The organism is Metabacillus rhizosphaerae, from assembly GCF_037201795.1.
GTDB lineage: Bacteria > Bacillota > Bacilli > Bacillales > Bacillaceae > Metabacillus > Metabacillus rhizosphaerae.
Genome location: NZ_CP147403.1, coordinates 5,606,148 through 5,620,103, shown reverse-complemented (window position 1 = coordinate 5,620,103; position 13,956 = coordinate 5,606,148). Strand labels below are relative to the sequence as shown.

16 protein-coding genes are annotated in these 13,956 nt (G+C 34.9%); 8 read left to right on the top strand and 8 right to left on the bottom strand.

Going from position 1 to position 13,956, the window contains the following annotated elements:
* The first annotated feature begins 202 nt into the window (after positions 1-202).
* Positions 203-289, top strand: coding sequence for a YjcZ family sporulation protein (locus tag WCV66_RS26580; RefSeq protein ID WP_338789567.1), 87 nt, complete (start codon positions 203-205; stop codon positions 287-289).
* Positions 290-514: 225 nt separating this feature from the next.
* On the top strand, positions 515-598 hold the full coding sequence (locus WCV66_RS26575; RefSeq protein WP_066336888.1) for a YjcZ family sporulation protein: 84 nt from the start codon (positions 515-517) through the stop codon (positions 596-598).
* Positions 599-666: 68 nt separating this feature from the next.
* Here WCV66_RS26575 and WCV66_RS26570 read toward each other — a convergent pair whose 3' ends face one another.
* Both WCV66_RS26570 and WCV66_RS26565 read right to left on the bottom strand, forming a co-directional pair.
* Complete coding sequence (locus WCV66_RS26570) at positions 667-846, bottom strand: hypothetical protein (protein ID WP_046586239.1); 180 nt, start codon at positions 844-846, stop codon at positions 667-669.
* Between the two features lie 196 nt (positions 847-1,042).
* Entirely contained in the window at positions 1,043-1,579 is a 537-nt protein-coding gene (locus tag WCV66_RS26565; protein ID WP_185653982.1) for a DUF3267 domain-containing protein, read from the bottom strand.
* 356 nt (positions 1,580-1,935) lie between these two features.
* Between WCV66_RS26565 and WCV66_RS26560 the strand changes: the two genes are divergently transcribed.
* Positions 1,936-2,265, top strand: coding sequence for a DUF1878 family protein (locus tag WCV66_RS26560; protein WP_066336880.1), 330 nt, complete (start codon positions 1,936-1,938; stop codon positions 2,263-2,265).
* 10 nt (positions 2,266-2,275) lie between these two features.
* On the opposite strand, the gene WCV66_RS26555 is transcribed toward WCV66_RS26560, so the two are convergent.
* Both WCV66_RS26555 and WCV66_RS26550 read right to left on the bottom strand, forming a co-directional pair.
* Positions 2,276-2,866 (bottom strand): HTH-type transcriptional regulator Hpr, encoded by a 591-nt coding sequence (locus tag WCV66_RS26555; RefSeq protein ID WP_066336874.1) that lies wholly within the window; start codon positions 2,864-2,866, stop codon positions 2,276-2,278.
* 255 nt (positions 2,867-3,121) lie between these two features.
* Positions 3,122-3,475 (bottom strand): YtxH domain-containing protein, encoded by a 354-nt coding sequence (locus WCV66_RS26550; RefSeq protein WP_066336865.1) that lies wholly within the window; start codon positions 3,473-3,475, stop codon positions 3,122-3,124.
* 400 nt (positions 3,476-3,875) lie between these two features.
* Here WCV66_RS26550 and WCV66_RS26545 point away from each other — a divergent pair, with 400 nt between their 5' ends.
* Positions 3,876-4,067: a hypothetical protein gene (locus WCV66_RS26545; protein ID WP_066336862.1), complete on the top strand. Its 192-nt coding sequence runs from the start codon at positions 3,876-3,878 to the stop codon at positions 4,065-4,067.
* 88 nt (positions 4,068-4,155) lie between these two features.
* Here WCV66_RS26545 and WCV66_RS26540 read toward each other — a convergent pair whose 3' ends face one another.
* From WCV66_RS26540 to WCV66_RS26530, 3 genes are all read right to left on the bottom strand, one after another.
* Entirely contained in the window at positions 4,156-4,680 is a 525-nt protein-coding gene (locus tag WCV66_RS26540) for a tryptophan transporter (protein ID WP_066336859.1), read from the bottom strand.
* A gap of 273 nt (positions 4,681-4,953) precedes the next feature.
* Positions 4,954-6,039: a 3-phosphoserine/phosphohydroxythreonine transaminase gene (serC, locus tag WCV66_RS26535; protein WP_396652634.1), complete on the bottom strand. Its 1,086-nt coding sequence runs from the start codon at positions 6,037-6,039 to the stop codon at positions 4,954-4,956.
* Between the two features lie 294 nt (positions 6,040-6,333).
* On the bottom strand, positions 6,334-6,756 hold the full coding sequence (locus WCV66_RS26530; RefSeq protein ID WP_066336849.1) for an HIT family protein: 423 nt from the start codon (positions 6,754-6,756) through the stop codon (positions 6,334-6,336).
* A 1,230-nt stretch (positions 6,757-7,986) separates the two neighbouring features.
* Here WCV66_RS26530 and WCV66_RS26525 point away from each other — a divergent pair.
* The 4 genes from WCV66_RS26525 to WCV66_RS26510 all read left to right on the top strand — a co-directional run bounded on the left by WCV66_RS26525 (position 7,987) and on the right by WCV66_RS26510 (position 12,545).
* Positions 7,987-8,727, top strand: coding sequence for an ABC transporter ATP-binding protein (locus WCV66_RS26525; protein ID WP_066336846.1), 741 nt, complete (start codon positions 7,987-7,989; stop codon positions 8,725-8,727).
* The gene (locus tag WCV66_RS26520) at positions 8,720-9,949 is read left to right on the top strand and encodes an ABC transporter permease (protein WP_338787490.1); all 1,230 of its coding nucleotides are present in this window, start codon (positions 8,720-8,722) and stop codon (positions 9,947-9,949) included. The genes WCV66_RS26525 and WCV66_RS26520 overlap by 8 nt, the downstream gene beginning before the upstream one ends.
* Positions 9,950-10,660, top strand: coding sequence for an EcsC family protein (locus tag WCV66_RS26515; RefSeq protein WP_338787489.1), 711 nt, complete (start codon positions 9,950-9,952; stop codon positions 10,658-10,660).
* A gap of 379 nt (positions 10,661-11,039) precedes the next feature.
* Positions 11,040-12,545 (top strand): flotillin family protein, encoded by a 1,506-nt coding sequence (locus WCV66_RS26510; protein ID WP_338787488.1) that lies wholly within the window; start codon positions 11,040-11,042, stop codon positions 12,543-12,545.
* 124 nt (positions 12,546-12,669) lie between these two features.
* On the opposite strand, the gene WCV66_RS26505 is transcribed toward WCV66_RS26510, so the two are convergent.
* Positions 12,670-13,875: a M20 family metallopeptidase gene (locus WCV66_RS26505; RefSeq protein WP_338787487.1), complete on the bottom strand. Its 1,206-nt coding sequence runs from the start codon at positions 13,873-13,875 to the stop codon at positions 12,670-12,672.
* Between the last annotated feature and the right edge of the window lie 81 nt (positions 13,876-13,956).

Sequence of the window (13,956 nt, the reverse complement as noted above, 5' to 3'; positions counted from 1 at the left end):
CATTTTTTTAACGGTCAGTAAAGGCAGTGAAACCTAGCTTCAAAGATTTAAAGCATATCGAAGATTGGGATCTATCTTCACTATAAAGATTCGAACAATGAAACATCTTGATATAAGAAATGTATTAAACTGGGCTAACGTCCAATCATTAGAGAACAAATGACCATAGGATATTTGGAAAAGATAAAGGAGGTAATTTATTATGAGTAAAGATTTTTCAAACAACTTTGCATTACTTGTCGTATTGTTTATTTTGTTAATCATCATTGGAGCTTCTTATCTTTGTTAAAGGCAGACTCGCCAAACTTTGTTGCTATTTACCAGGAAGTGCGGTGTAGTACAATCCGTTCCAATCAACCTTCAACAGTGTTATAAAAGCAACATTCTCGTAGAGAAGAGCCTTGTTAAAAGGTAGCTTCCGAGTGTATAAATTTTTCCACTATAGTGACATATGCCTATTCGAATGTAGGCTTTACAGCATAGGATATTGTAAACATGTAAAGGGGGTGTCATAATGGGCGGAACATATTCAGGTGGATTCGCGTTGATCGTTGTATTGTTCATCTTGTTAATTATCGTTGGTGCAGCGTGGTTATAAGCTAAAAAAATAGCTGACAGGAATTCCTGTCAGCTATCATTTTTGAAAAATACCGAAAAGCAATCTTTCTAAGTAAACAAGATTTCTATGTATGAAGAAATTAGCAAAATCGTGATAAGAACATTTATTGTTCTAAAAACCTTTGTTTGACGGTCTTCAGGAATCTCACGTACTAAGCACAAAGCATTTGTAAGCTTGTTTATATAAAACAAGATAAAGACTGCAAACAGAATGAAGAAAATTAACATATTGAGATCCCCCTTCCCTCATTATACATATTAGATTACCAAACTATTTATGAAAAAGATAGCAATAAACTCTCAGTAAATTGAAACAAATGTAAAAAAGTGACAAGGATCTTACGTCACTTTTTTAACAGTTAGGAAAGTATAAAATTTTGTACTTAGTTTTGGTGTCTAGGCGCTTGCGCTATTGTTATAAGGGTTATTTTTGTACAAGTACTTCATAGCCATCTTCAAATTCTTCAACAAGACACATTTTAGGTGCGAACAATAAATGTTTAATAAAAATAAAATCTGGTACGCAAAGGCCAATATGGAAAGCCATGGCGATACATAAATAGTGTATATACGCAGGAAAATAAAGACTGCCTAAAAATAGAATGGTTGTGATAAAAATGAAAGGTGCAAGTAAAGATAATAGCATGTTACTTTTTTTAATACTATTGCATGCTTTTATTTGGAAAATAGGTAACAGGTAATAAAATTTAACTTTTAATGAAACGCGACATCCACTTATTAGCAAAGGAAAGGCATGCAGTAATTTATGAATTGGAATCATAGTAACCAATAATAAAACAAACATTAAAAAATGTTCGTCTTCAAGATGAACGTTTGGTAATAGTAAATTAATAGGTAAATAGGTTAAAATAAAAACAACTATCATTGTTAGCATTGATATTAAAAGGATTCTGTGTATACCAATGTCCTTTGAAAGATTTATGGTTTTCCAGCAGTTCATCTTCTCACCGTCCAAACTATTGTTAATTCTGAGTACTACCATACTTTACGACGGTGTGATAAAAAAATCAATACGAAAAAAGTAGTTGGAAGCGCATTAATAAAAAAGAATTTTAGAAAGTATGTCTTTATTTGTCGAACGGTCAAAGATCTTCTTATTTTCGCTAATTTCATGGCCATTTTGACAATAATTCAAGAATTGGAAAATAAGATATTTAAGAATCATAGAAGAGGGAGAATTTGTGCCCATCTATTTAGCAAGGATTCATTGCAAGTGAGATAAGATCTGGCTTTTCTTAAACAAGGAAATACTATACAATAAAGGACAATAATGTGTATTGAGAAAGAAGGTTCGACATGGATTCTTTAGAAAAACGTTTGGCTACTTTAGAATATTATCATACATTGATGCTGCAAATGATTGAGCCAAATCGATTTCCTTTCTACCATCTAGTCATGGAAAGAGGGTTAACTCGAGAGGAGATAGAAGAACTTTATGCAATATGTGATGAATTGACTTACCTTCATGAAGAACAAAAAGCGCAAGGATTAGTGATCTTTACAGATCTCCTTACGCAGTTTGCGGGTCAATTGAATGAAAAGCTTGAAATAGTAGAAACTGTTCAAGCATTGTCAAAACAGGGCTTATATAAATCTCTCATGAATGACTTCATAGCCCTAATGTAGTAAGTATTCATCAACTTGAGGATAATAATTGTTCAGACTTATTCTCTTTTTTTATAAGAGTACCGTTATCCTCATATAATGAATCCTCAATGTTATTAAAGGAGCGTTCAAAGATTTCCATGAAGTCATCGCCATAAATGTTACGGATGATGCACATCATTTCTATCATTTCAGGAAACTTCCCATACAAATTTTGAAGTGGGAGAGCCCCTTTAAATACAGAATTCCTGTCTGGACTAAAATCTTCTAAAAGTTGTGAAAGTACGTCTTCCCCTTGCTTTGTAAGTTTAATATACGTATTTCGCTTATCATTAGCCTTTTTAGAAAACTCTAAATATCCTCTTTCTTCCAACTTCTTCGAAAAGTTGAACGCAGTAGATACGTGCATTACTCCGAATTTAGCAATCTCTGAAATGGAAGCCCCATTTAAATGATCAGCAATCCAAAGGATATGGTGCTCGTTGATATTTAAGTCATACGGTTTTATCCATTGTTGCCAATCTTTCTCGATCGTTTTCCATAATGCTTTACTTAGCTGCGCAACGCGTTGACTAAATAATAAGGCTTCTTTCATTGTATATTCCTTTTCATTATGTTTCATCACCGGTCACCCCTGCTCTTCCCAGAATGTATTATTCTCTATTATGCCAATAAAATAAAGATTAATAAAGATATAAATTTACGAAATTTTTAAATATTTTCACAACTCCTTATTTACCAAGACTTCATGGCATAAAAAAAGTGTGTGGAAAGAATTTTCCAACACACTTTTTACTGAAAAACAAAAACATTTATTTCAAAAATTGTAGAAGGGAACGGGTCCGGTTTCTGATTTCACTCATCTATGAAAAAAGTTTTATTGCAAAGTTTTCTCTAGCTGTTTAATTTTTAGCTCAACTTCTTCAATTTCTTTTTGCAAATCTTTTTTATGTGGTTCAATTTCTTTCTGAAATTGATTGATGGTTCTTTTTAAGTCAGTTGAAACTTCCTTGACAACTCCTGAACTTTCTTTAGCCGTAATCACAATTTGATTTTTTAATGCGATGCTCTCGGCCTTTAATTGTTGTATTGTGTCTTCGAGCATTTTACGGTTGATAGTAAGTTGACCTCGCATCTCTTTTCCTGACGATGGGGTAGCCAATAACGTTGCTATTCCGCCAATTATTCCACCAACTATAAGTCCGCAAAATAATGATTTGTTTTTTGACATATTCACAACTCCAATCATTACTAGATATATGTACTTTTCTACATAAATTTAAAACATCCTTCTTAACAAGTTACCCAAACATGACTTCATTAAACATTATACATAGATAAATGCTTGAGAGCATAAATATTTATATAGGACTTGGAAGGATTCTTCTTCGGGAAATTAGGGATAGATATCATTGGGACAGGTTGTCATTTTAGTGTTGTACCCTAGTTGCTGCCACAGTGATCCAAAAGAGGTTGTATAACTACAGGTACATTGTTTAACGGAGCTAGTAACAGCCTAAGGACACAAGCCAGTAAACACTGAAAGGAAAAGTGTATCTATCTGTAATAATGTCTTGTTTATCAAAGGCTGACCAAGGAGCTTCCACATTTCACTAAAAAGGGGGATGAGTATGTCAGGTGTTATCTTTTTATTTTTTGTGATAAGTTTATTACTTTTTATTGGAGCTTTTCATTATTTTAGACTTTTACAGCAATCAGCATCTTATCCGCCAAAAAAGGTAATAAAGCAGAAGGTAACGGTTCTTGCTTCAGCAGGAGGGGGAGCTTTGCTGATTGGTATTCTGCTAATCTATTTTCAATAGATTTAATCTCGTTCTGCGTTAAGACTGGATAGACAATAGAAAAACCCGATCCTTAGGGGTCGGGTTAATATTGTGTGCTATAGGTTTTTTACGCGATTGTTATTCGGTTAGAGCGTTTAAAAATAGCCTGAACAATTGGTAAAATCACAATCATCGCTGCTCCATTAAATAATGTAGCTGGAAGAACAACAGTTAAAAACAATGTTGTGAAGGCGACACCGCCTGGTAATCCAACAATCATTAAAGCTGCAGATAAAAATATTGTTCCTGAAACAATTGTGCCAATAACTGCTAATACAGTTGCTGTAGCTACCTTTTGTGCAATTTTCTTTACTACTAAGAATAATCCGTAAAACACGAATGCTGTAATGAATTTGTCAATAATATTAGGGATTTGCCCACCTGGAAACGTAGTGGTTAACGCAGATAAAATCCCTGTAACAATACTTAGTAATGTTACATTTTTCAGACTTGGGAATAACAAAATTCCTATAAACATCATGATCAGCATCATATCCGGCTTCATTCCATTGTAGAAAGGCGGCATGACCATATGGAGCACAGCCCCAATTGCAGCAAATAACGATAATGTAACTAAAACTCTTGTATTCATTTCTCAACTCTCCTCTTCTAATCTCTTAGCTTTTTTCCCTCCAATAGTGAACTATTTTCCTATTGCAAGAGAAGTTATTTCATATTATAGCAGTAAAAATAAAGAACGTATAGATCTTTTCTGGATGGAAAAAACGAAAAGGTTAACTCAAAATCAAAGGAGCAGACCAATCCAACACAATGTATAGTCTCTAAGGTGATTTGAAAGATGCTATATACAAGTTATGTTTGGATGGGCCAGACCCTTTTGAGTCAACCTCTAAAAAAGGATTATTTACTGATTTTGATTTTTAAATTCAGTCATAAATTTAGCTAATGCTGCACATGCTTCTTTTGGAACTGCATTATAAGTAGAAGCTCTGCAACCACCAACGGAGCGATGGCCAGCAAGACCGATAAACTGACGATCTTTCGCCTCTTGAAGAAATTTTTTCGTTAATTCTTCGTTAGGTAAGGTAAAGGTAATATTCATTAAAGAACGACTGTCCTCTGTAGCATGGGCTTTATAAAAGCCTTCACTTTCGTCAATTGCAGAATAGATGTAGCCAGCTTTTTCTTCATTGATTTTTTGTATATTCTTAACGCCACCTTGCTCCTTAACCCACTCTAATACTAGTGAAAGCATATAGATAGCAAAGGTTGGCGGTGTGTTATATAAAGAGTTACTTTCAGCATGTGTTGAATACTTTAGGATCGTTGGAACATTCGAACGCGCCGTTTCTAGAAAGTCTTTTTTCACGATCACAACAGTAACACCTGAAGGACCAAGGTTTTTTTGAGCTCCAGCATAAATTAGTGAGAATTTCTCAACATCAATTTCCTTACATAAAATATCGCTAGACATATCTGCAATTAATGGAATTGGACTTGTTGGGTATTCATTCCATTGCGTTCCGTAAATTGTATTGTTAGATGTAATGTGAAGGTATGCTCCATCTTCAAGTTCTTCTAAAGAATAATCTCCTGGAATATGAGCATATTTATCTTCCTTACTTGATGCTAAAATGCGTGTTTCTCCAAAAACTTTCGCCTCTTTTAAAGCTTTTTCAGACCAAGAGCCTGACATAATGAAGTGGGCAGTTTTGTTTTCTTGAAGAAAATTCATTGGAATCATTGAAAATTGTAAACTTGCTCCACCTTGTAAAAATAATACTTCATACGTATCAGGTATTCCTAGCAGCTCTCTTAATAAAGTATTTGCACGATTGTGCACTTCTTCATAATCTTTGCTACGGTGGCTAAGCTCCATAACAGACATTCCAGTATTTTGGAAATTCACTAGTTCTTTTTGTGCACGTTCTAGCACTGGTAATGGAATAGCTGCTGGTCCTGCATTAAAGTTATAAGCTCGCAATTTAATTGCCCTCCTTGATTGTACGTAAAATAATACTCATATCCTATCATGAAAAGATAAGGAAATATAGACTGAATATTTTCATCTTTGTGAATGTTAATTATGAAAACGATAACAACATTTCTAAAGGGAGAAAATAAACATATCACCTTAAAATGAGATAGGAAATTTGTCTGTTTCTCTACCATTTTAAACTCAAAAATAAGTATTCTCTTTACGATCGATAAAAATCCATATGGTTGTTAGAATCGTCCTAAACAAAAAACCAAAACTGCTTTGCAATTTTGGTTTGATCATTAATTAAGAGATCCCGTCTTTAATAGAAGTGGCAATTTCGTTAAGCTGTTCAGGAGTATATTCATCTGTGTGAGGTTTCCAAACAGCACCAAATCCATCACCTTTTCCGTATCTTGGGATAATGTGCATATGATAATGGAAAACAGATTGTCCAGCTTTTTCACCGTTATTGTTAAGTAAATTTAAACCTTCAGGTTGAAAGTTATTTTTAATTGAATTCGCAATTTGTGGTACTACCTCAAATACTTTACTAGCAATTTCAGGAGTTAACTCGTAAATATTTTCTGTATGTACCTTTGGAACAACGAGTGTATGTCCCTTTGTTACTTGACTAATATCAAGAAAAGCATAGACGTGCTCGTTTTCAAACACTTTAGCACTAGGGATTTCTCCGTTAATGATTTTACAAAAAATACAATCACCCATGTTTTTCACACTACCTTCATAAAAAATTTTCCAAAGAACAATTTTCAACATCATTTGTATAGCTAGTATGTTATTTTTTCAATTATAACCGTATTTTACCATAGTTACACAGGAAAGCGGAAGCGCCTTGATCAGACTAAGGCAGGCATAAGACGCTCAGGAATAGAAGACGTTCTTTGTCTTCAATTCCTGAGTGGCTTATGACCCCGAGGGTCTAGGCGCTGCAGCTAGACACCAAAACTAAGTAAGGAAAGTTATAAATTCCGAGAATACAAAAAAGAACAGGGTGAATCGAATGATCACCCTGTTCCTGAAGAAGGGAAGTTAAAACTCAAAGTATTGGGATATTATCTTTGATAAACACCTCATTTAACATTTTGTTAAATGCTATCTGATGTGAAAATCACCATTGTTCAAAACGACCATCCCCTTGTTAAGTGATGAAATATGCTTAACAAATATGAGAAATTGTCTTTGACAAACACCTCATTCACAAAATGATTGTAAATTACAAGCTTCTAATTCAGAGAATTACGGCCCGTAGACACCTCATTTCGTAAGTGTTGCTTTATCAATCAATGGTTACAATATAACTTCAATTAAAGAAGTAAATTGTGTTTGATAAACACCTCATTTAACATTTATTTAAATGCTATTTGATGTGGTAATCACCATTGTTCAAAACGACCATCCCCTTGTTAAGTGATGAAATATGCTTAACAAATATGAGAAATTGTCTTTGACAAACACCTCATTCACAAAATGGTTGTAATACAAGCGTCTAATTCAGAGAATTGCGGCCCGTAGACACCTCATTTCGTCAGTGTTTACTTTCAATGGTTAAGAATGTTAACTCCCTTTTGAGAAAAATTGTTGTCTGGAACAAACACCTCATTTTTAAGGTTTTCGTTTGACAAGCTATCCCTTCCTCACTAATTATAATGTCCCTTCTTGAGTTAATTATGCGAAAAAATTATCTCAATTAGGACAAGTGTATTTGATTTTGATAAGATAAAAAGAAAGGCTCTGTTAAAGCTCACTGTTGATTTTAGAACTTTGTTGATTGGAGCGTAAGGCGTGAGACTCCTGCTTAGAGTGCGAGTCCAAGGGAGACCCCGCAGGTGCAAAGCACCGAGGAGGCTCCCGGACCGCCCGCGGAAAGCGAATGCCAAAGCGTAAATCAACAACCAAGTTTAACAAAGCTAAAAGAAAAAGGAGAACAACATAAAAATGACGTTGTTAAAAATAGATCACTTAACTGGTGGATATACTCGAAATCCGGTTTTAAAGGATATCTCGTTCGAGGTAGATAAAGGACAAATAGTTGGATTAATTGGATTAAATGGTGCTGGAAAAAGTACAACGATCAAACATATCATTGGATTAATGGAAGCACAAAAGGGAAAAATCTCAATAAATGATAACACCTTTGCTGATGATGCAGCTGCATATCGCTCGCAATTTAGCTTTATTCCTGAAACACCAATCTTATATGATGAGTTAACGCTTCGTGAGCATTTGGAATTAACTGCAATGGCATATGGATTAGATAAAGATACGTTTGAAAAACGACTTCAACCGCTTCTTAAGGAATTTAGAATGGAAAAGAGATTAAAGTGGTTTCCGGCTCATTTTTCAAAAGGTATGAAGCAAAAGGTTATGATTATGTGTGCGTTTTTAATTGAGCCTTCATTATATATTATTGATGAGCCATTTGTAGGATTAGATCCGCTTGCTATAAATTCGTTACTAGAAATGATGGAAAAGGCAAAAAAACAAGGTTCAGCAATCCTAATGTCAACTCATATTCTTGCTACAGCAGAAAGGTATTGTGATTCGTTTATTATTTTACATAATGGTGAGATCCGCGCTAAGGGAACATTGTTGCAGCTAAGAGAGCAGTTTGGAATGAAGGAAGCTACTCTTGACGATCTTTATATTCAGTTAACAAAGGAAGATCAAGATGAATAGCATTGATGAAATCTGGAAAACAAGGGTTAATCACCATATAAATGAAACAAGGGCATACTTAAAGTATATGTTAAATGACCACCTTCTTTTTGTCTTTATCTTTTTAGCGGCAGGTGGGGCAATAACGTATCAAAAATGGCTTGAGACATTGTCTCCAAATTTTCCAGCCATACTAATCATGACGATTATATTTTCGTTAATTGTGATTTCCTCTAATGTCCGTACTCTGTTAATAGAAGCTGATATGGTTTTCTTACTACCTATGGAACATAAAATGAAAAGTTATTTTAAGAAAGCTTTTTCCTATAGTTTGATTACTCAAAGCTTTATCATTATTGTTGGAATTATTTTGTTTTCACCATTGTATTTTAAAGTAGCTCATGTAAATGGACGTGTGCTACTTATTAGCTTAATTTTGTTGCTTATTGTTAAGTACTGGAATTTGCGCATAAGCTGGAAGATGGGATATTTTACAGATTGGGCGGCTAAGTGGAGTGATCTTCTTGTTAGATTTGCAATGAATGTTTGTGTCATCTTTTTTATCCTTTCCCAACAATACGTATTTGTGCTTGTCCTATTGCTATTAATGGCAGGATATGATGGCTATTTTTCAAAGCTCGTGAAGCCGAAAGCAATTAAATGGGATCAGTTAATCAAAAAAGAGGAAGAAAAGAAACAATCCTTTTATAAAATGGCGAATTTGTTTACAGATGTTCCGAAATTGAAGAAAAGAGCCAAACGACGAAAATATCTTGATTGGATATTGAAGCAAGTGAACTATCATCAAGAAAATGTGTATGAGTATTTATATCTTCGAGCACTACTGCGTTCAGGCGATTATTTCGGAATAATAATAAGACTTACAATTATCGGAAGTATCATTCTAACTTTTATTAATGAACAGCTCGTCGGAAGTTCCATTGTTATGGTTGTGTTTACGTTTTTAACGGGGATTCAAATTATGAGTTTGTATAAGCACTTTGAATTACTGGAACTACCAAATCTATATCCACATGCTGATAAAAATAGATTACATAGTTTTATTAAAATTATTTTCAGGATATTAATTGTACAAACAATTATATATGCTGTTGTTAATTTTATTACATCAACACTTTACATTTTTGTGGTGACTTTATGTGTGGATGTGTTGTTTGTTAGTGTGTTCGTTCTTGTTTATATGAAAAATCGTTTAAATAAGAGTGAAAAGGATGTCTACTAAATGACTTATGAAACGCAAATGGCAGAAGAGGCTAGATTATGGAAACAAAAGCTGATGAGAAAGCCTTCATTTTTAGAGAGATCCTCTAAAAAGGCACAGGTTAAGTTTAATCAATTTATACCGGAAAAGGTCCATCATACCATTACTGAAAGTATTAAGAAGATGGTTCAGGCCACACTTGTAGGTTCTAATATCACTACATTTCCGAAGAAAATTGAAAACCTAACATTTGAAGAACGTGAACAATTAGTTCTAAAATCAATCGATACATTTAAGAAAACAGCTGCGATAGAAGGTGCATCAACAGGTGCTGGTGGTATTCTATTAGGGTTAGCAGATTTTCCACTATTCCTAAGTATTAAAATGAAATTTTTATTCGAGGTAGCAAGTATATATGGTTATAGCACAAAGGAATATGAGGAAAGATTGTTTCTTTTATACATTTTTCAGCTTGCCTTTTCAAGTGAAACACATAAAGAAGAACTTCTTGACCTAATTGAACAATGGGAAACGAAAAAGCACGAAGTAAAGGATTTAGATTGGCGTATTTTTCAGCAAGAGTATAGGGATTACATTGATGTCATAAAGCTTATGCAAATACTCCCAGGTATCGGAGCGGTAGTTGGAGGGGTTGCTAATTACCATTTAGTTCAGCAGTTAGGTGAATGCGCGATGAATTGCTATCGATTGAGGATTTTCTCGAATCATTGAATGGTACTAAAGAGAATTTGTCATGACGTAGCAAAATTGCTTAATTATGGAATTGATTTGTCAACTATATATTCTTTCATAAACAGGCGTAAACCATTTATAAGGGTTGCGCCTGTTTTTTCTATTCTAGCAAGAGTATTTATTGAAGTAAGTGGAACTGCAATGATATTTCCTTATATTTACAATAAATTGAAACTTTACTGTTTTTTATTCGTATAAGTATATGTAACTAGTTACAGGTGACAAGTACTAAGTTGTATTACGGAAAAACATAAAGAACTGAATTAAAAGCTCATGTAAAAATGTTAATGTTTTAGTTTAATACCCTGCATATATAGGGTTTAATTAGATTACTTTTTTAGAAGGGGGAAGCGTGAAAATGTTAGATTTCATTGGAGTACTTATGTTTTTAATTCCAGTATTGATTATTGCAGCACTAGGAGGGGTTGGGTATTTCTTTTGGGTAAGATATCGTTACCGAACAGCAAGGTCCAATCAAGCTTTAATCATCACAGGACCTAAGTTAGGTGATCCTGAGAAAGAAACAAATATCTTCACTGATCAAGAAGGACGTTCAATGAAGATCATCAGAGGTGGAGGATATCGCTTAAGAAGGTTCCAAACATCAACACCTGTAAATCTTACGTCGTTTCAGTTAAAACTATCCACTCCACGCGTTTACACAAATGGCGGTGTACCAATTGTTGCTGATGCTGTAGCGATGGTTAAGGTTGCAGATACATTAAATGGTATTGCAAACTATGCTGAGCAGTTTTTAGGTAAGGATCAAGAAGAGATTGAAGCTGAAATCATTGAGGTGCTCGGAAGTAACCTACGTGCGATTCTCTCTAAGATGACCGTAGAAGATATTAACAGTGACCGAGAGAAATTTAATCATGATGTATCAGAAGTTGCTCAAAAGCAACTAGATTTAATGGGATTCAAAATTACGTCCTTAGGTCTTACAGACTTACGTGATGCTGATGAGGAAAATGGATACTTAGAAAACTTAGGTAGACCACGTATTGCAGAGGTTCGAAAACTGGCTGAAATCGCTGAAGCGAATAGTGAACGTGAAACTAGGATCCATAAAGCGCAAACTGACCAAGAGGCAAAAGAGGAAGAATACAAACGTCAAATTGCGGTTGCCGAATCTAAAAAGGAGAAGGATATTAAAGATGCAGCCTTCAAAGAAGAAACCGAACGTGCTCGAGCGAAATCAGAGCAATCCTATGAGTTAGAAAAAGCAAAGCTAGCAAAAGAAGTAAAAGAAGAGGAATTAACTCTTAAATTCCTAGAACGTGAACGCGCAGTTAAGCTTGAGGAAGAAGAAAGTAAAGTTCGTAAAACAAAAGCTGATGCTGAATACTACGAAACGACTCGTAAAGCCGAAGCTGAGGCTCGTAAAGCTGAAATTGATGGGGAGGCGAAAGCGAAAATCCGCAGGGAAGAGGGTTCCGCTGAAGCTGATGTTATTCGTGAACGAGGTAAAGCAGAAGCTGAAGCCCGTAAGCTTTTAGCTGAAGCAATGGAAAAACATGGCGATGTTATTATCACTGAGAAGTTAATTGAAATGCTTCCGGTATTTGCTGAAAAAATTGCTCAACCACTTAACAATATTGATACAGTTAAGATTATTGATTCAGGTAACGGACAGGGTGTCCCATCCTTTGGGAAGAGCATTACAAGAACGATGATAGACATGCAAGAGCCTTTAAAGGAAATGACAGGAATTGATGTAGCTCAATTATTAAAATCATATGTTTCAAGATCAAATGGCAATCAAAATCAAGGTGTACCTACAGTCACAGCTACAGAGACTTCAGATAATAGCAAGTTAGAAGATGTAACGATAGATGATGATTTTAAGAGTATGGGATCTTAAAACAAATGGGATGACTGTGGTATGAACAATCTCCTAAACTCATAAAATAGTAGCAAAAAACAGGCGCTCTCTTTAATTAGAAAGCGCCTATTTTTTATTTTGGGATATGTGCTAAAACATTTAGTTAAGATATTGCAACAGGCTTATTATTCACTGAATCTAGTTGATACTGAATTGTAGCTTTACATAAAGTTTTTGCAGCAATGAGAAGTGCTTTTTCATCGATATCAAACTTAGGGTGATGATGTGGGTAGGCATTATCTTTATTTGCAGGCATTGCACCAGTAAAAAAGAAAGTACCTTTCACATGCTGTAAATAATAAGCGAAATCCTCACCACCCATTTGTAATGGACTTTCTTCAACCTCATAAACACCAGGTACTTCCTCGGCAACGTTTTTAAGAAAAGCTGTTTCGACAGGATGGTTCACAACAGCAGGATATCCTCTAGTAAATTGATAATTGTATTGGGCACCATTCATTAAACAAGTACCTTTCACGACATGCTCGATCTCTTGTTCAATTTGTAAACGCACAGCTTCATCAAATGTCCGAACAGTTCCAACTAATGTCGCTGAGTTTGCAATGATATTAAAGGCATTTTCTGCAACAAATGAGCCAACAGTTACGACTGCTGAATGAATGGGATCAACCTTGCGACTAACAATTTGCTGTAAGTTGGTAACTACTTGGGAACCGATGAGGATTGCATCTTTTGTTTTATGAGGTTGGGCTCCGTGGCCACCCTGACCTAAGATATTGATTTCAAAGCGATCAGCCGCGGCCATAAAAGGTCCTACTCGGTATTGGATTTTTCCAACAGGCTCACTTGCCCAAAGGTGGGTACCAAAGATGACGTCTACTCCATCTAAGCAACCAGCTTTAATCATTGAATTTGCTCCACCTGGTGCATATTCTTCTGCATGCTGATGAATAAGAACAATATTACCATTTAGCAGATGGCGATTGCTGAACAGAACTTTGGCTAATACAAGTAGTGTTGCTGTATGACCATCATGGCCACAAGCATGCATTACACCAGATACAGTTGATTTATACTCAACTTCTTTTTCATCTTGAATTGGCAGAGCATCAAAGTCTGCTCTTAATGCAACTGTTGGACCTGGTAAATCCCCTTTTATTGTTGCCACCACACCGTTACCACCTACATTTGACCTTACCTCAACACCAAGTTTCTTATAATACTCCTCTATATACCTCGCTGTGTTCACTTCCTTGAAGGATACTTCAGGATGCATATGTAAAAAACGACGGATCTCTACCATTTCTGGAAAATGGATATCTAGTGACGACCATAAATGATCAAGCATAATTTTCCTCCTTATTGATTTAGTGTGTAAATAATATGGTTGTATATCTAGAAGTTGTGTAAAAAGCATATGTCTTGAAAT

What these genes read in the sequence shown, in the direction of transcription:
- WCV66_RS26580 (WP_338789567.1), top strand. Translation starts at nt 203, where the DNA reads ATGAGTAAAGATTTTTCAAACAACTTTGCATTACTTGTCGTATTGTTT.
- WCV66_RS26575 (WP_066336888.1), top strand. Translation starts at nt 515, where the DNA reads ATGGGCGGAACATATTCAGGTGGATTCGCGTTGATCGTTGTATTGTTC.
- WCV66_RS26570 (WP_046586239.1), bottom strand. Translation starts at nt 846, where the DNA reads ATGTTAATTTTCTTCATTCTGTTTGCAGTCTTTATCTTGTTTTATATA.
- WCV66_RS26565 (WP_185653982.1), bottom strand. Translation starts at nt 1,579, where the DNA reads ATGAACTGCTGGAAAACCATAAATCTTTCAAAGGACATTGGTATACAC.
- WCV66_RS26560 (WP_066336880.1), top strand. Translation starts at nt 1,936, where the DNA reads ATGGATTCTTTAGAAAAACGTTTGGCTACTTTAGAATATTATCATACA.
- WCV66_RS26555 (WP_066336874.1), bottom strand. Translation starts at nt 2,866, where the DNA reads ATGAAACATAATGAAAAGGAATATACAATGAAAGAAGCCTTATTATTT.
- WCV66_RS26550 (WP_066336865.1), bottom strand. Translation starts at nt 3,475, where the DNA reads ATGTCAAAAAACAAATCATTATTTTGCGGACTTATAGTTGGTGGAATA.
- WCV66_RS26545 (WP_066336862.1), top strand. Translation starts at nt 3,876, where the DNA reads ATGTCAGGTGTTATCTTTTTATTTTTTGTGATAAGTTTATTACTTTTT.
- WCV66_RS26540 (WP_066336859.1), bottom strand. Translation starts at nt 4,680, where the DNA reads ATGAATACAAGAGTTTTAGTTACATTATCGTTATTTGCTGCAATTGGG.
- WCV66_RS26530 (WP_066336849.1), bottom strand. Translation starts at nt 6,756, where the DNA reads ATGGGTGATTGTATTTTTTGTAAAATCATTAACGGAGAAATCCCTAGT.
- WCV66_RS26525 (WP_066336846.1), top strand. Translation starts at nt 7,987, where the DNA reads ATGACGTTGTTAAAAATAGATCACTTAACTGGTGGATATACTCGAAAT.
- WCV66_RS26520 (WP_338787490.1), top strand. Translation starts at nt 8,720, where the DNA reads ATGAATAGCATTGATGAAATCTGGAAAACAAGGGTTAATCACCATATA.
- WCV66_RS26515 (WP_338787489.1), top strand. Translation starts at nt 9,950, where the DNA reads ATGACTTATGAAACGCAAATGGCAGAAGAGGCTAGATTATGGAAACAA.
- WCV66_RS26510 (WP_338787488.1), top strand. Translation starts at nt 11,040, where the DNA reads ATGTTAGATTTCATTGGAGTACTTATGTTTTTAATTCCAGTATTGATT.
- WCV66_RS26505 (WP_338787487.1), bottom strand. Translation starts at nt 13,875, where the DNA reads ATGCTTGATCATTTATGGTCGTCACTAGATATCCATTTTCCAGAAATG.